Genomic DNA, 16,771 nt, shown 5'->3' on the forward strand with positions numbered 1-16,771 from the left:
CAAGTTAGAATATTTTATTCTTCTGCCCTCTGCCCTCTGCCCTCTGCCCTCTGCCTTCTATTCGATTTTGAATGTATTGATACTCGTTTGCAATTTCTGGGAAATTTCCACTGTTTTTTCGACAGATGTGGAAACTTGCCAAGATGCAGAACTAGTTTCTTCACAGGCTTGAGCAATTTCTCGGATGATGTTAATAAGTGCTTGAGAAGTCTGCACGTTTGCTAATGAAGTAACAGCAATTGACTGTACTAATTCATCTATTTGTTGAAAGTCTGAGAAAATTTGACTTAAACTTTGCTGAGCATGTTGTGCAAAACGGGTTCCTTCAGTTAATAAATCTGTGTCCAAGTCTACAGCCTGGAGTGCAACGTTGGTATGAAGTTGAATGTTATTTGTAATTCCTTCAATTTCTTGTGTCACTTCGCTACACTTTGCTGCGAGTGTAGAAACTTCTTCAGCAATTACTACCAAAGCTGGATTTTCTTGAGCACGCGCCGCTTCTATTCCTGTATTAATAGCGAGTAAGTTGCTTTGCATGGCAATTTGTTGAATCAACACCAATACACGCCCAATTTTTTGTGAAGATTCCTCAAGACGCTTGACTTTTTCATTAGTTTCCCCAACTGTTTCTTGCCAATTGATCATATTTTCGACTGTGAGATCTATTGCTGCACTGCCAACGTTGGCAGAATGAGAAGCAGTCTGTGCAACTAGTACTGCTTTTCTGGCATTTTTTGCAACTTCGTTGATGGTAACTCTAATTTTCTCAATAGAGCTGATAATATGATTAATTTGATCGGTTTGTTGAAGTGCTTTAGTTGCTAGTTGACCGATCGCTTCTGAGTTTTGAGCAATCGCTTCATCTAATTGAGTTGCCCCCAGTTTTACCTCGTTAATCATCGAGCGCAAATTTTCCATGATGGAGTTAAAAAAGACGGCGATCGTACCGATTTCCCCATATGTTACCTCGCCACGCACTGTCAAGTCTCCTCTGGATGCTCCTTCAATATTATCAAGTAGTTGTAGTAGTTGTATTTGTAATTTTTCTTGTTGTTGATTTTGCTCATCTGTGACAAAGCGTTCTTTTTCGATTTGCTCTTTAAAATTAGTTCGTTCTATTGCCAATCCGACAATTTTAGCAAATTGCTCACACAAATAAATTTCCGACTGCTGCCAAATACGCGGTTGAGAACATTGATGAACAATTAATAAGCCTAGTAGTTTGTCACTGAGTACGATTGGTGCTACCAAATTAGCTTGAACAGCAAAAAGTTCAAGTTGTTGGATGTAACAGTGCGACAAACCTGCTTGATAAATATTATTAATTGCCTGAACACGTCCTTGGCGATACTTTTCTACATAGTTTTGGAAACATGGATCGTGAAATTCTGCCCCTACCATGGTTTGCCAACCACCAATTACTGATTCAGCAATCACCCTGCCAAACCAGTTCCCATCATCAAATTTATAAATAACTGCTCGTTCTGCCTTGATAGCTTGCCGAATTTTTTCCACTGCTAAATTGTAGACATCTTCTCTATTAAAACTTCCTTCTATATGGCTGATAAAATCTTTGAGCTTTTGTGTTGCTTCTAGTAGACTGACACGTTCTAATGTTAGTCCGACTTGAGTTGCTAATTGCTGTAGGAAATTAATTTCATAGGGCTGCCAAATATGAGGCGAAAAGCAGTGATGAGCAATTAAAAATCCGAATATTTGATGATCTTTAAGAATTGGCGTTACCAATTTAGCTTTGATTTGTAGTTTTTCCATCAACCTCTGTTGTTCAGAAGTAAAGCCTGCTTCATTAACGTTATTGATAGCCAACACATGACCTTTTTTGTATGCTTCTATCATGTCTGGATCGATCTGAGCATCTTCAATTATCTTCCCTAGCGCCACAGGTAAACCTAAAGCAACCGATTCGGCTATGACTTCTCTGCCACCATTGGCATTGAATTGATAAATAACAATTCTGTCAGTTCTCAGGGCAAGTCTTGCTTGTTTAACTGTAATATTAAATAAATCTTCAGAATTGAGCGAGGAGCGAATCAATAGTAAGATATTACTCAACAATTTTAGTTGATCGGCTTCAACTGCTTGTTTTTGTTGTAGTTCTTGCAGTTGCTCTGCCATATAGTTAATACTATCACCCAAATCGGCGAGTTCGTCTTTACCTTCTATCAACAGTCTGGTATCAAGATTGCCTTGACGCAGTTTTCTTGCTGCTATAGCTGTTACCATGATTGGTTGCAACAAACGGTTAGCAATAATTGCCGCCATCCCGCCACATAGTAATGCTATGATGAACGTGCCAATTTGTATTGTCAGCAATAATTGTCTTTGAGTGGCAATTGCAGAAGATTTCGACTTAGATTGGGTAATTTGTTTTGTGGTAGATTGGTTGACGACAAAATAGGCAAGGCTTCCCACTGTTAATATTGGTAAAGTTACCATGATCATGGCGCAGGCGATCGCCTTGCTGCGTAAACCCCATCGGTTTACTCTATAATTGACACCACTGTTACTATTTAATTGCTGAGACTCACTTTGAGCAAGTATTTCTGTTTCCGTTTTCGACGAAATTTTGAATTTACTGTTTGTAATATTTTTCTGAGGATCGTTTTTATCAACCATCTAGCCATCCTTAATGGTTTTGTAAACCAATTCGTAAAATTTAATCATTTTTAGTGGTAGATGCCTGATAAATTGGAAGCGATTTTATCAGCGGTAGTTAGGCTTATAAATGGTATACAGCCAATTTTGACTGGTGAAAGATTTTGTGAAAATTGTCAGTACCCCATTGCCCAAAAACCAATGGTACTTCCTAAAATTTAGGTACGTAGTTGCGCTTTAGCGGTCTAAAGCACAACTACGTACTTTAGTATAAATGTTTATCCCATCTTGAACTAAGATAGCCAGGTAAATTCTACTTTGATGAGGATATTTTCCCAAAAAATTAAAACAATAAGCTGAGCAAATTTCTTGTTTTTCCACAAAAAACTGGAATTTTTAAGTATCTTAGGTTAAAAAAAGGTTATTTCTGTCATTCTAATGTAATAAAACGTCATAAATCAATAAGAATAAATACATATTAATTTTAGTGTAACTTAAAAAAATCAATTAATTAACACTCTAATTGCTTGATGCTTGACTATAGTTTTAACGTATATCTCAGTGCTTGCTCTAGGTGTCTAATCTTTTTCACTTATAAAGTATTATTTAACACCTAAAGTGGTGTTAACCAGTAAGTAACTCCCTCGACTACTTTATTTTGAAAACCAAACTCAGTTAACTTTTCTACAGGATAACCTAAATAAGTCCAATGTAAAACATCATTTTCTACAGTACGAAACCAGCCATTTTGATTCAAAGCTTGTATTTGCCCATCGTTTGTGACACGTAAATCGATCGCCAATCCCCAAAGATGTTGAGAAGCTCCTGGTGGTGCAACAGTACCGAGAATTCGTGTTTCCTTACCTTGTTGTACTTTTGCCAAAATTGTATCGTTAGCATATTTGCGCCAAAATCTTAAATTAGCGGCAAAAGTGCGAGTACAATCACTAGCACCGATACCTGATTTTAGCGGAATTTTTACTTGTGCTTGCGCTAAATTGAACGCATCTGCTGCTGATTTTTGTAAATAACAGTTATTAGTTTTGTTAACTTTACCCATTGTTAACATAGCTTGAAATTGTTTAGTTTCTTGCTCAGACGTAAATCTAACTTTTGGCGGCAACTTAACAGTAGTTTGTGGATTGACAAATGCAGCACCATAAGCCCGGAGTAGAATATATTCATATGTTCCCGGTTGAGGAATACTGAGTAACTTGTTGGTAATTGTCGTTAAAAAACGCTGTTGATCAGTTAATATAAAACTGGAAGTAGATGGAGATGTATTCGGGGCTAATATTGGCTGATTGGTATTATTTATAGAAAAATTATTGAGTTCTTTATTTGTAGCAGCAATAGAGCGATTTACAACCGCTTGGCGGTGAGTATCATTACTAGCAACTATGGTAAATACCATTAAGAAAAAAAGCGTAATGAAAATAATCTGTTTAATAATTCTTTTCATTGGTAGAACACTTTAAAATGTCAATCTACCCAGCAATGAATTGCTGGGCTAATAGCTAAAGTCCGTTAAAACGGACTACAACTAGTATATTTTAGTTAGTTAAAACTAACTTAAGCTAGGAGTCATACACTTCAGTGTATGGCTTTGGTAAATTAAAAAATTTACGGGAAACACTGAATCCTGAACATAAAGGTTAAAATTGAAAATAAATCCTTTGTGCTGAGTTTGAATCATGACCCTGCATTCACCAATTGAATTTCAAGATACTTTTGATGCGATCGTTGTAGGTGCAGGTCACTCCGGTTGTGAAGCAGCTCTTGCTAGCGCACGTCTCGGCTGTCGTACCTTGCTCCTGACACTCAATTTAGATAAAATTGCTTGGCAACCGTGTAATCCGGCAGTAGGTGGTCCTGCCAAATCCCAGTTGACTCATGAAGTAGATGCACTGGGGGGAGAAATAGGTAAAGTCACAGACCGTACTTACTTACAAAAACGGATTCTCAACTCTTCGCGGGGACCTGCAGTATGGGCATTACGCGCCCAAACTGATAAGCGGGAATATGCGGCGGTGATGAAGGGTATTGTGGAAAATCAGCAGAACTTGACTGTGCGCGAAGGCATGGTTACAGATTTGATATTGGGTGCTAATGATGAAATTATCGGTGTCCATACTTACTTTGGCGTGGCTTTTGCTTGTAAAGCCGTAATCTTGACAACTGGTACGTTTTTAGGCGGACGAATTTGGGTAGGAAATAAGTCGATGGCGGCGGGACGTGCTGGGGAATTTGCTGCCGAAGGTTTGACCGAAACTCTCCACCGTTTGGGATTTGAAACAGGACGACTCAAGACTGGAACTCCAGCACGAGTAGATAAGCGCTCTGTGGATTATAGTAAAATGACTCTCCAGCCAGGGGATGAAGAGGTACGCTGGTTTAGCTTTGACCCCGAAGTGTGGGTGGAAAGGGAACAAATACCTTGTCACATGACTCGCACTACACCCGAAACTCATCGTCTCATTCGGGAAAATTTACATTTGTCTCCAGTATATGGTGGTTGGGTAGAGGCAAAAGGACCGCGTTATTGTCCTAGTATTGAAGACAAGATTGTGCGCTTTGCTGATAAGGAAAGCCACCAAATTTTTATTGAGCCAGAAGGAAGAGATATCCCAGAACTTTATATCCAAGGATTTTCCACTGGGTTGCCAGAAAATTTACAACTGCAGTTGTTGCGGAGTTTGCCAGGAATGGAAAACTGCATTATGCTCCGTCCAGCTTATGCAGTTGAGTATGATTATTTGCCTGCAACTCAGTGTTATCCTACCTTGATGACTAAGAAAATTGAAGGTTTGTTTTGTGCTGGGCAAATTAACGGTACAACTGGTTATGAAGAAGCCGCAGCTCAAGGTATTGTGGCGGGAATTAACGCAGCTCGCTTTGTGAAGCATCAGTCTATGATTGTTTTTCCCCGTGAGCAAAGTTACATCGGTACGCTCGTAGACGATTTGTGTACAAAAGACCTACGGGAGCCTTATCGAATGCTTACTAGCAGATCGGAGTATCGGTTAATACTGCGATCAGATAATGCCGATCAGCGCTTGACTCCTTTAGGGCGGGAAATTGGCTTGATTGACGATCGCCGCTACTCATTGTTTATTCGCAAACAAGAACAAATTGCAAAAGAAAAAGAACGACTTTGCGCGACAAGGGTAAAAGAACATTCGTCCGTTGGAGTAGCGATCGCCACCAACACAAATCAAGCAATCAAAAACTCAATTACCCTAGCTGACTTACTCCGGCGTCCGGGATTCCATTATGTTGATCTCCAACAGTACGGACTAGGAAATCCAGAGCTAGAGCGCAGCGAAAAAGAAGGCGTCGAAATTGATATTAAGTATTCTGGGTATTTGCAACGTCAGCAGAATCAGATCGATCAGATTGCACGTCAAGCACACCGCCAACTGCCACCCGATTTAGATTACAACGCGATCAATACCTTATCTAAAGAAGCACGGGAAAAGTTAAGTAAGGTAAAACCACTGACAATCGGACAAGCTGCCCGGATTGGTGGGGTAAACCCAGCCGACGTTAACGCCTTACTAATTTATTTAGAAATACGTAAAACAAATACTCAGTCAGCGTTTACGGCACAAGAAAGAACTAAAATTTACAAAGTGCGAGTATAGTAATAAGGTGAAATACCAAGAGACTTGTATGATCGGTGACATTAATTAAAACTGGCATCATCAACAGTTTCCGTATTAAAAGGTAAATTTCATCACTCTTAACAATTTACCCGTTAAATCTTACCTATCAGCATCACAAGCAAATACTGCCTTGTGATGCCGTCACTAAAAATCCCTATGTCAAAAGACGCTAGCACCAACCTGATTGTTTTAGAACCCACAGAGGATTTAATCGCCAATGAACCTTGGTCAGTAGATACCTATGCTGAAGGTTTAATGGATGAACTTTTCGCTGACATCGACCAAATTTTGGATGGTAGTGATGTGAACTACCAAAGGTTACAGCATAGTCGCCGACTCACAGCAATGGAGTCAGTGTTAATGTCGCATAACAAGCCAACAGTGGCTTTAGAATACTTAGGTAGCTCGGTTTCCAGGCCACAAATTGTCTTACCAGAGACAATTATCCAAAAAATACAAACTCCCTCTCAGCATCAGCAACAAAATACAGTATTAGTTGATACTAATAAATATAGTAAATATACAGAAAAGCGGCAAAAATGGTGGCAGACTTTAGGCAAACTGCTAGCAGAAGGATTCGGTTTGGGCTTAGTAGTTGCTGCTGTTGTTTGGGTGATGAACACTGGGCTGCTCAACCAAATCATTACTCAATCGTATCAGCTAAGTGTGTCAAAGCCGCAGAGGATACCACAAACAAAAACAGATCCCTCGTCAGATTTAGTAGACTACGTGTTAGGGGCATTGGCAGCAATTGATAGACAACAAGCTAGCAACAATCAAAAATCTGCCAAAACATTACTCTCTCGCGTTGCCTCAACTAACCAAACAGCATTGGCTTATGTGAGCTCCCGCGCCAACGGAAATCTACCACCCCCTCTAACAGCAAACAATACACAGCCAGCACCAAGCCGCTCAACAACGGTTGTCGAAAGAAGAATCTACATTCCCGTCTATCAAGCGCCGCAGCCAATGCGCTACACACCCCCACCCCTAATTAGCACACTCACACTACCACCTGTACCAACACACAACAAGACTGCGCCGACTAAACCCAAAGTAGTACAAAATGCCTACACTGCACCAAAACCAGCTAAACCCGTAAATGTACAAAAGCTACCTTCAGTAAATTCCGAAATAAAACCTGTACCTTTACAAACAAAACCTGTGACAGTTAAGGCAGTACCCAAACCAATCTCCGCACCACCAGTAGCACCATCAAAACCACCAGCAGAAATTCAACAGCAAGTGGTAGCTGTCTCACCTGCCTCCTCAGTTTCTCTGCCTAACTATGTTTTAGAAGGATTGCTAGAGTTGGGAGACAAATCAGCCGCTCTATTTAAAATTGATGGTATATCACACCGCGTTGTTGTCGGTGAAAGTATCGGCGCAAGCGGTTGGACATTAGTAGAAGTATCTAAAGGTGAAGCCATCATCCGGCGCAATGGCGAAGTTCGCTCCATTTATACAGGGCAGAAGTTTTGACGGTAAAATCAAGTTGAACACATCTGGAATGGTTGGCTGATTATGACTTCTCTCCTACCTCAAGTTAAGTCAGACGAAATCTTTTACCCAAGTTTAGATGGAGAACCATTGGCAGAAACTTCTGTACATCTTGATGCAATCATCAATACAGTTGTCGCTCTACGCCAATATTTAGAAAGTAGAGCGGCAATCGTGTTAACAAATCAATTTCTCTACTATGCTCAGGGGTTATACAGGCGAGAAGTTATTAGCTCCTTTTGAGTTAATTCAGTTAATACAACAAGAAACATCAGCACGACAACAGGCAGAGGAGAGAGCTAGAAACGCCGAATCACAGGTGGAGCAATTAAAAGCGCAACTGCGATCGCTTGGTGTCGCTCCCGAAACAATTTAGTACAAATTGTTTATTCATAACAGAGGCTCTTGAAAAATTATGAGATGGCTTACTTGTATTTTGCATTATATAAAGGTAATGTAAGCCAAAATGTTGCTCCTGCGTTTGGGGCGCTTTTCACACCAATTTCGCCGCCGTGTGCGGTGATAATTTGCTTACACAAATATAAACCCAATCCCAAACTTACGGAGTTACGCAGGTTTCCACCTCGAAAGTAAAGATCGAACAAGTGTTCGCTCTGTTTTTGACTTATACCTACACCATTATCAGCAACAGTACAATAGATCTGCTCGCCCTCAAGTTGAGCATTGATGGTGATACTTAAACCAGGCGGATTATGTTTTACAGCATTGACAATTAAATTAGAAAATACTCGCCACAGTTGTGTGCTATCAGCATTTATTGTAGGTAAATCGGTAGTAACTGAATTCGTTAAAGTTACTTGATTTTCTACTAGCATTTGTTTCAAGTCAGCAATAGCCGCTTCCACTACCGTATTTAGTTGTATCGGTTGGCGTTGTAAAACAATTCCTTGCACCTCGCTCAGATGAGCTTCCATTAAAGAGTTAATTAAACTAAGTTGACGATCGCTACTTTGCTCCATCCGCTCTAAAATCCCACGAGAAACCAATATTTTTTCCTCTGGGCGAGATAGCAAATTCTTCAAAACCATCAAAGTACCTAATACTGGGTTGCGTAAATCATGAGAGACTGCATGGAAAAATATCCGTAGTGCTTCCTGTGCTTGCTCCCTTTCCCGCCGAGCGTAAAACTCAGAGCGTTGTAGGCGATCATACAAGTAAACGGCAAAGTCACAAATAAAACAGAACCAAAATAAAAACAAAATTATGGTAGCATTATACAAAGATTTACCAGGTACTGGTAAATTTAGACCGAGAACTGTATTGACGCCAAAATAATAGATCAGTACAACCAACTGTGATGTTAGGTGTAGAGTCCAGCGAACTGGGATAAATGTTGCTTGACTGAGGAAAACTAAACTCCAAGCGATGAGATCTGGGATGGCAAAACCGTTAATAGTAGCAAAAATCTGCTCTACTAAAGTAATTGACCAAGATAAACCCAGAAACAGTACTCCCGGATGACGACGCCCAAACTTTGTTTTATGGATGGCTAAGCACGTAAGTATACACCCATACATCACAGGATATATGACTAAAGCTTGATTTTTGAGTTCCCTGGGTAAATCGGTGAATTCTTTGAGGGGAAAGTAAAGATCGTAGATGTTCCTAATGGTAAAGGTTAACAGGCACATTAGTGCTAGCCATAACCACAGATGTAATCTTTGCCACAGAAAGCGATCGCGCCAAGTTCTGTATTCTGGAGTAATTCCATCATCGGTGAATGTAGCACTTATGTGCCGCACTCTTTGTAATACAGTTACGATCAACCTTTGACCAAATCTGAGCATAGCAATTCAGGCGTTTGCCTCCAAGATTGGTATTCACCTTTATATACAATTTTGCCGCAACAGATTACGATAATTGAGTAGCTATAGGTAATGTTAACCAGAAGGTTAACCCGCGCTTACGGTCACTAAAGACGCCAATTTCACCATTATGTGCCTGAATAATTTGCCGACTGAGAAACATTTTTAAGCCAATATCTGTTGAACATGTGGCTTGGGGTTCACGAATGTATAAATCGAATAAGCGATCGCACTCTTGCTTGCTCATCCCCACACCATTATTTTGAATATAAATCCGAATCTTACCTGTTTCCACCGTAGCTTTTAAAGTAAAATTTAAGCCTGGTGGATTTTTTTGCCACCCATGAGTAAATAAATTAATAAAAACTTTTCGCAATAGTGCCGGATCGGCAATCACCAACGGTAAATCAGATGAAATCAAGTTCTTTACAGTTACTTGATGTTGTCTAAACACAGGTTGCAAATCTTGGATAATTTTTGCTAACAGTGCGCTTAAGTTCACAATCTCACAATTCAAGACGATCCCTTGTTCTTCACTAGAATGAATTTCTAGCAAAGAGTCGATCATCGCCAATTGGCGATCGTTACCTTGAATCATCCGTTCAATAATTGAGCGAGGTATCGAGATGAGTGGGGGAGGCGAGCCTACTTGTTTGTTCAACAGATTATTCAGTACCATCAAGTTACCCATGACCGAAGTGCGCAAATCGTGGGAAACTGTGTGTAAAACTACATCTTTGACTCGGTTGAGTTCTTGAAGTTCCTGCATTTTCTGCTGTAGTTGTGCAGTACGTTCTTCAACTTGGCGTTCTAAATTAGAATTTAGTTGTGCTAGTTGCTGGTAAAGTTGGGCTTGTTGAATAGCGATCGCCAACTGTTCTGACATTCGCTGTAGTAAGTCAATTTCCATAGAATGCCAATGACGTGGACTGCTACAATTAGCAATCAATGCGCCAAATAATTCCGCGTTCAATACAATTGGAACTGCCAAGCTAGCTTTGATTTGAAATTGTTGATACAGTGCTATTATCTTTGGAGATTCTGCTGTCTGGGTGATATCATTAATGATACGTACACGACTATTTGCAAATTGTTTTTTCCATTCATTGAGTAAATCATCATCAGCTTGCCACCCTAAAACTGATGGATATTGCGTAACTACTGATTCAGCGATAATTTTAGATTTTACCTCAGCATCACTCACCGCAATAAAGACTCGGTCTGCTTGCAAAAATTGTCTGACTTCGTTAACTGTAGTTTGCAGAATTTGGTCTAGGTTGAGTGAAGAGCGAATTCGCGTTAAAGTTTCTGCAAGTAGGCGATCGCGTTTGGCGCTTAAGCGTACTAATTCTTCCGTATGCTTGCGCTCGGTAATGTCATGACTGACTGCAAGCAAACAAGGAACACTATTCAAATGAATTATTTCAGCGGAAAACAGCCCTATACGTATCTCGCCAGACTTTTTGCGAAATTCAAATTCCAAGTTGTGAACAGCTTTGGTAGACAGCAACTGCTGCAACATCACAGCGCGATCGCTCTTGTTTACCCATATATTTAACTCTAAAACACTACGACCTATCACTTCTTCACGCTCATAACCAGAAAGTTTAACAAAACTATTGTTAACTTCGATAATGCGTCCTTCATGAAGCGTACTAATAGTAATTGCATTCGGACTACAACGAAACGCCTTGGAAAACTTTTCTGCCAGACAGCGCTGTTGTTCTTCTGCCTGTTTACGAACAGTAATATCCCAGACAAAACCATCCCAGATAATGTCCCCATTTGCTTGTTGTTCTGGGCGAGAAGATCCTTGAATCCATTTAAGTTTGCCGCTGGGAGTGATAATTCTACCTTCCCAATGCCAAGGTCCAAGAGTATGATAAGAAGTAGCAACAGACTCTTCAAAAGATTTTCGATCTTGGGGATGAATAAATTTATATATACCCTCGCTAAAGTCTCTTTGCACAACCTCTGGTTCTAATTCATATAATTCTCTACTGCCAGAACTAGCATAAAGCAGAGAGTGGGAGCCATCCTGACGCTGAAGGAATTGGAAAATCATTCCCGGAATGTTGGCAGCAATTTTGTCTAACAAAGGTAATGTTCCTTGTTGAGAATCCGATTTATCCAGCGCTTTCACAGTTTCAGCCACGCAATTCACTTTCAACTTATGTTTTACTCAAGGCAATTGGTAGTCAGTTGCTTTCGCGAACGACAACAACCAACTTCCCACACAATAGCCCCTTCTTTCAGAGTAGATGGCATTTGTTCCCTTCGCATTCACCCGAACGGATGAATCAACCACCAGTATTATAAATGCTGAGCCGGACTTGATAAAAGGTCGATAGGAGATGGTAATCTGAATAATTCTTTACTGCCAGAACGTGATAAAGCTTTTGTTGTAAACAGTGTAAAAACACTGACTGCATCTACTTTACCTGCAACAAAAGCTTTCCAGAAATTAAATGTGCACAACCAATCCTTGTAGAGACGTTCCATGAAACGTCTCTACATTATTTTTAGGAAATGTCTGTTTTATCAATGACGTCAGGTTTCACACGCTGTCCTGTAAAAGTGAACGTTCCTAATACCAGACCATCATCTTTGAGCGGATTTGCGTTTAGATCGAACCTACGAACTGTTACTGTTGCTTGCACTGTTTCAGCTTGAGGATTAAATGTCGCACGAAAATCACTTCTACCAATAGAGTTCGGGAATTTCTCTGTTGGGTAATTGAAGTTGACTCCTACGCCAGTAATCTCTCTATCTGAGGTACACTTCCAACTACCTTGTATAATACCGTAGGGTGGGTTAGCCGAACTGCCACCTTGGTTGGAGGCACTGAAAAAAACGTTGCCTTGTTGGGTATAAGTGGAAATTCCACGAAACGAACCGAAAACATCTGAGTTTGTTGTTGTCAGGTACGTACCTGCCACAATTTTTTGACAATCGGCGATCGCTTGCGCTTCGGCTTTATGCGGATTCACGCAGAAAGTAGTTGTCAGCACTAACACTAAACAAATCGCTAACTTAACCAGATAATTACACTTTTTCATTTTTAAACACCTGCACTAAATGAATAAGAACTCAGAACTCAGAATTAATTTTGGGTTTAGTTTAAATCCCCAACTAAATTCTGATAAAGACCTACTGGGTTCTAACAACTGAGTTCTTCTTTAATTAGGTGTCAAAAAAATCGACTGATGCAGCTATGCTGATCTCACGTCAATATCACATCTCGATATAATGTCTATTTTTAAAGCAAACTTAACCTATTATTTATCTTTAATGAATAACATAATTGATGCAATACGTAATCTTGTTTAAGCATTAATACTAAAAAGTAATGCTTAGCTTCAATAATTCAAAGGATTTGTAATTACAACAACCAAGATGCTTCTATGCCCGCAATTAATTTGAGCAGTTTTTATTCCCAAAACTTTGATTCTTTACTCAATTCAGGCTCTAATAATACGTGGACTGATAACTCCACTATTGTTGGCTGGTACTCCAACAAAATAACATATAATGCTGGAACTGGCTCAAGCAATACAGGAGCGCTCTATAGCTTAGGGGCTGCTTCTAGCAACGAGCGAGCTTTGGGGTCTGTGGCATCTGGTAGCACTGAAACTATTTATTATGGCGCTCGCTTTGTCAACAACACAACTAGCACAATTAGTACACTCAACATCAGCTACGTAGGTGAGCAGTGGAGAAATGGCGGCAATACCACAGCTCAAAAATTAGATTTTCAATATCAAATTGGTGCAACTAATTTAACTTCAGGTACTTGGACGGACTTCAATGCTCTAGACTTTACCGGACCGATTGCTACAGCAACAGCAGGAGCCTTAGATGGTAATGCAACAGCTAACCGCACTACTTTGTCCTCTACTTTAAGTAGTCTAAACCTTACTCCCGGTCAAGAGATCTGGCTTCGCTGGCGAGACATAAATGATGCTGGTAATGACCACGGCTTAGGAATCGATGACTTTAGTATTTCGACCGGAGGAGTTACCCCACCAACTGTTCCACCTCCTTCAGTTCGTATTCGTGAAATTCAAGGTGCTGCTCACATCTCTCCTCTAAATGGTCAGACGGTAAATAACGTTCCCGGGATCGTAACGGCGTTAACCGCCAACGGCTTCTACCTGCAAGACCCCAACCCCGATACTAATGATGCTACTTCCGAGGGCATTTTTGTCTTCACATCCTCTGCACCAACAGTAAGTGTCGGTAGCTCGGTTTTAGTTAGCGGTACAGTTTCGGAGTTCCGCCCTGGTGGTTCCGGTGGTACTAATAACCTCACCATCACTCAGATTGGCAGCCCATCAATTACCACGGTGTCAACTGGCAATCCTCTGCCAACTCCCATTATTCTTGGTAACGGCGGACGAGCAATTCCCACCCAAGTAATTAGTAACGATGCAGCGGGTGGCAATGTGGAAAATGCTGGTACTGTGTTTGACCCAGTTCAAGACGGCATCGACTTCTACGAAAGCCTAGAAGGAATGCTAGTACAAGTCAACAATGCTGTGGCGGTGGGACCAACAAATGATTTTGGCGAAATCCCAGTGTTGGCAGACAATGGTGCAAATGCTAGTCTCCGCACTGCTCGTGGTGGGATTGTGATTCAACCTGGTGATTTCAACCCAGAACGAATCATTGTTGATGATGCGATTATTAGCAGTGAACCACAGGTGAATGTGGGAGATAGGTTTAACGGGGCAATTGTTGGGGTAATCGACTATAGCTTCAGTAATTTCAAATTGTTGAATACTCAAGCTCTGCCCAGCGTTACCTCCGGTGGTTTGCAGCGGGAAGTTACCAATGTGACTCCCATCGCTAACCAACTCACAGTTGCTACCTTCAACGTGGAAAACCTTGACCCTGGTGATGGTGCGACTAAATTCAACAACCTCGCCAGCAGGATTGTTAATAATCTAAGATCCCCTGATATCATCAACATAGAAGAAATTCAGGACAACAATGGACCGACTAATGATAGTGTGGTAGATGCCAGCACAACCTACCAAACATTGATTAGTGCGATCGCCTCTGCTGGTGGTCCTACATATCAATTCCGTCAAATTAACCCAGTAGACGACCAAGATGGTGGTGAACCTGGTGGTAATATTCGCGTCGGTTTCTTGTATAATCCCAGCCGGGTACAGTTTGTAGATCGCCCAGGTGGCACTTCCACCACCGACACCACAGTCAATAACGTGGGTGGTGTTCCCCAACTTTCTGCTAGCCCCGGTCGAATCATCGATACCGATCTTTCCAATGGTGATGCTTTCGCTAACAGTCGCAAGCCTCTAGTTGGTGAATTTATTTTCAACGGTCAAACTGTGTTTGTGGTTGGCAACCACTTCAATTCTAAAGGCGGCGACCAACCCCTATTTGGAAGGTTTCAACCGCCAACGCTGAGCAGCGAGGCGCAACGTAACCAACAAGCCACTGAGGTGAGAGACTTTGTTCAGAGTATTCTCGCGATTAATCCCAACGCCAACGTGGTAGTGGCGGGTGACTTGAATGACTTTGAATTCTCTAACCCCCTAAGTATTTTAGAAGGTGCTGGACTGACAACTCTGATTGAAACGCTACCCCAGAACGAGCGTTACACTTACAACTTTGAAGGTAATGCCCAAACACTAGATCACATTTTAGTTAGTAGGAATTTGCTGACTAAACTGAATGGGTTTGATGTAGTTCACATTAACTCAGAATTTGCCGTCCAAGACAGTGACCATGACCCCGTTTTAGCTCGGTTTGATCTCGTCAATGTGATTAATGGCACAACTGGTCGGGACACCATAGTGGGAACTGCTTTTGGTGACAGAATTACTGGCTTTGGTGGTAATGATGATATCACTACTGGCGGTGGTAATGACGTAATTGTCTACACCAGTTTAAGTGGTCCTGGCAATAGCATTAATGAAGGCGACAACATCCTAGACTTTACAGTAGGTGCTGACAAGTTTGACTTTAGTGCATTGCTTGATAGCGTTGTTCCAGGTGGCTACAACGGAACTAATGCGATCGCCGATGGCTACATCTCCTTTGGCGCAAGAGGAAGAGATACTGAGATTCTCATCGACAGTGATGGTCCTGGTGGCTCTCTTCCTGCTCGACCATTTATTAGAGTAGAGAATGTTTCCGTTGCACAGTTGAATAACGCTAATAATTTTATTGTCTAACAATACCTCCGCCAAAATGCAACACCCTATAAGGGTGTCGCTGTTTTTGTAGCCCCAGGTTTATAGCCTGGGGGCGTTTCAGAAAATTGGCCATTGACTAGCCGATTTTGCCAGTAAAAACTCGTTCAGCAGGTCCTGTCATGTAAACTCGCTGGTCTAATTCTGACCATTCTATCTGTAAAGAACCACCAGGAAGTTCTACAGTAGCACTGCGATCGCATCTTTCCGTCAATACACCTGCCACTAATGCCGCACAAGCACCAGTACCACAAGCTAAAGTGATACCAGCACCACGTTCCCATACTCGCATTTTTACGTAGTCAGGGCGCACAACTTGAATAAATTCGGTATTTATACGTTGGGGAAAAGCAGGATGATGCTCAAATTGGGGACCTATTTTTTCTAGAGGAATTGCCGCTACGTCTTCGACAAAAGTAATGCAGTGGGGGTTGCCCATGCTGACACAGGTGACACTCCATAATTCGTCAGCTACTTCTAAAGGCTCAGAGATAGCTTTTTCGTTACTATCAACAAGGGTAGTAGGAATTTCACTACTCAATAGTTTGGGGATACCCATATCCACTCTAACTTGACCATCCGCCATCAGTTCGGGTGTCATCACACCACCCAGTGTATGAATACGATATTGGTTGCTTTTTTTAGCATTACCTTCTAAGTCAGCTAAAAAAACCGCCAAACAGCGAATCCCATTACCACACATTTCTGGTTCTGAACCATCTGAGTTAAAAATTCTCATGGTGTAGTCAGTGCCGTTTTCTCCGGGTAAGGCAAAAATTACACCATTCGCACCAATGCCAAAGTGGCGATCGCACAACTGAATTGCTTGCTCTGGTGTAATTACTGGTTGGGATTGGGCGCGATTGTCAATCAGGATGAAATCATTTCCCAAACCGTGATACTTAGTAAATTCGATTGCCATATCTAAATTTGATGAAATATA

General features: G+C 41.2%; 11 protein-coding genes. 4 read left to right on the plus strand and 7 right to left on the minus strand.

Features of this window, described 5'->3' with window-relative positions; genetic code table 11:
• Nucleotides 1-57: 57 nt before the first annotated feature.
• Nucleotides 58-2,637 carry a GAF domain-containing protein gene (locus ICL16_RS29405; protein WP_190835116.1) on the minus strand — a complete coding sequence of 860 codons (2,580 nt, stop codon included), beginning with the start codon at nucleotides 2,635-2,637 and terminating at the stop codon, nucleotides 58-60.
• A gap of 592 nt (nucleotides 2,638-3,229) precedes the next feature.
• Nucleotides 3,230-4,078, minus strand: a complete 849-nt coding sequence (locus ICL16_RS29410; protein ID WP_190835117.1) for a D-alanyl-D-alanine carboxypeptidase family protein — start codon at nucleotides 4,076-4,078, stop codon at nucleotides 3,230-3,232.
• Between the two features lie 232 nt (nucleotides 4,079-4,310).
• Between ICL16_RS29410 and mnmG the strand changes: the two genes are divergently transcribed.
• The 3 genes from mnmG to ICL16_RS47450 all read left to right on the plus strand — a co-directional run bounded on the left by mnmG (nucleotide 4,311) and on the right by ICL16_RS47450 (nucleotide 8,157).
• Nucleotides 4,311-6,260: a tRNA uridine-5-carboxymethylaminomethyl(34) synthesis enzyme MnmG gene (gene mnmG / locus ICL16_RS29415; protein ID WP_190835118.1), complete on the plus strand. Its 1,950-nt coding sequence runs from the start codon at nucleotides 4,311-4,313 to the stop codon at nucleotides 6,258-6,260.
• A gap of 177 nt (nucleotides 6,261-6,437) precedes the next feature.
• Nucleotides 6,438-7,763 (plus strand): hypothetical protein, encoded by a 1,326-nt coding sequence (locus tag ICL16_RS29420; RefSeq protein WP_190835119.1) that lies wholly within the window; start codon nucleotides 6,438-6,440, stop codon nucleotides 7,761-7,763.
• A gap of 217 nt (nucleotides 7,764-7,980) precedes the next feature.
• The gene (locus ICL16_RS47450) at nucleotides 7,981-8,157 is read left to right on the plus strand and encodes a hypothetical protein (protein ID WP_337907147.1); all 177 of its coding nucleotides are present in this window, start codon (nucleotides 7,981-7,983) and stop codon (nucleotides 8,155-8,157) included.
• Nucleotides 8,158-8,206: 49 nt separating this feature from the next.
• Here the strand turns inward: ICL16_RS47450 and ICL16_RS29430 are convergent, their stop codons facing one another.
• The 4 genes from ICL16_RS29430 to ICL16_RS29445 form a co-directional block, all read right to left on the minus strand.
• The gene (locus ICL16_RS29430) at nucleotides 8,207-9,589 is read right to left on the minus strand and encodes a sensor histidine kinase (protein ID WP_190835120.1); all 1,383 of its coding nucleotides are present in this window, start codon (nucleotides 9,587-9,589) and stop codon (nucleotides 8,207-8,209) included.
• A 64-nt stretch (nucleotides 9,590-9,653) separates the two neighbouring features.
• Nucleotides 9,654-11,762 carry a PAS domain-containing sensor histidine kinase gene (locus ICL16_RS29435; protein ID WP_337907148.1) on the minus strand — a complete coding sequence of 703 codons (2,109 nt, stop codon included), beginning with the start codon at nucleotides 11,760-11,762 and terminating at the stop codon, nucleotides 9,654-9,656.
• Nucleotides 11,763-11,920: 158 nt separating this feature from the next.
• Complete coding sequence (locus tag ICL16_RS29440; RefSeq protein WP_190835193.1) at nucleotides 11,921-12,109, minus strand: hypothetical protein; 189 nt, start codon at nucleotides 12,107-12,109, stop codon at nucleotides 11,921-11,923.
• A 20-nt stretch (nucleotides 12,110-12,129) separates the two neighbouring features.
• Nucleotides 12,130-12,666, minus strand: coding sequence for a hypothetical protein (locus tag ICL16_RS29445; RefSeq protein ID WP_190835121.1), 537 nt, complete (start codon nucleotides 12,664-12,666; stop codon nucleotides 12,130-12,132).
• A gap of 345 nt (nucleotides 12,667-13,011) precedes the next feature.
• Between ICL16_RS29445 and ICL16_RS29450 the strand changes: the two genes are divergently transcribed.
• Entirely contained in the window at nucleotides 13,012-15,810 is a 2,799-nt protein-coding gene (locus ICL16_RS29450) for an endonuclease/exonuclease/phosphatase family protein (RefSeq protein ID WP_238361004.1), read from the plus strand.
• A 97-nt stretch (nucleotides 15,811-15,907) separates the two neighbouring features.
• Here ICL16_RS29450 and dapF read toward each other — a convergent pair whose 3' ends face one another.
• Nucleotides 15,908-16,750, minus strand: coding sequence for a diaminopimelate epimerase (gene dapF, locus ICL16_RS29455; RefSeq protein WP_190835122.1), 843 nt, complete (start codon nucleotides 16,748-16,750; stop codon nucleotides 15,908-15,910).
• Nucleotides 16,751-16,771: the final 21 nt, after the last annotated feature.

This window comes from Iningainema tapete BLCC-T55 (assembly GCF_014698965.1).
GTDB lineage: Bacteria > Cyanobacteriota > Cyanobacteriia > Cyanobacteriales > Nostocaceae > Iningainema > Iningainema tapete.

Excerpts from the sequence above, each read along its gene's own strand:
- ICL16_RS29420 (WP_190835119.1), top strand. The coding sequence starts at position 6,438 with ATGTCAAAAGACGCTAGCACCAACCTGATTGTTTTAGAACCCACAGAG.
- dapF (WP_190835122.1), bottom strand. The coding sequence starts at position 16,750 with ATGGCAATCGAATTTACTAAGTATCACGGTTTGGGAAATGATTTCATC.
- ICL16_RS29445 (WP_190835121.1), bottom strand. The coding sequence starts at position 12,666 with ATGAAAAAGTGTAATTATCTGGTTAAGTTAGCGATTTGTTTAGTGTTA.
- mnmG (WP_190835118.1), top strand. The coding sequence starts at position 4,311 with ATGACCCTGCATTCACCAATTGAATTTCAAGATACTTTTGATGCGATC.
- ICL16_RS29410 (WP_190835117.1), bottom strand. The coding sequence starts at position 4,078 with ATGAAAAGAATTATTAAACAGATTATTTTCATTACGCTTTTTTTCTTA.
- ICL16_RS29405 (WP_190835116.1), bottom strand. The coding sequence starts at position 2,637 with ATGGTTGATAAAAACGATCCTCAGAAAAATATTACAAACAGTAAATTC.
- ICL16_RS29450 (WP_238361004.1), top strand. The coding sequence starts at position 13,012 with ATGCCCGCAATTAATTTGAGCAGTTTTTATTCCCAAAACTTTGATTCT.
- ICL16_RS29440 (WP_190835193.1), bottom strand. The coding sequence starts at position 12,109 with ATGGAACGTCTCTACAAGGATTGGTTGTGCACATTTAATTTCTGGAAA.
- ICL16_RS29430 (WP_190835120.1), bottom strand. The coding sequence starts at position 9,589 with ATGCTCAGATTTGGTCAAAGGTTGATCGTAACTGTATTACAAAGAGTG.
- ICL16_RS47450 (WP_337907147.1), top strand. The coding sequence starts at position 7,981 with ATGCTCAGGGGTTATACAGGCGAGAAGTTATTAGCTCCTTTTGAGTTA.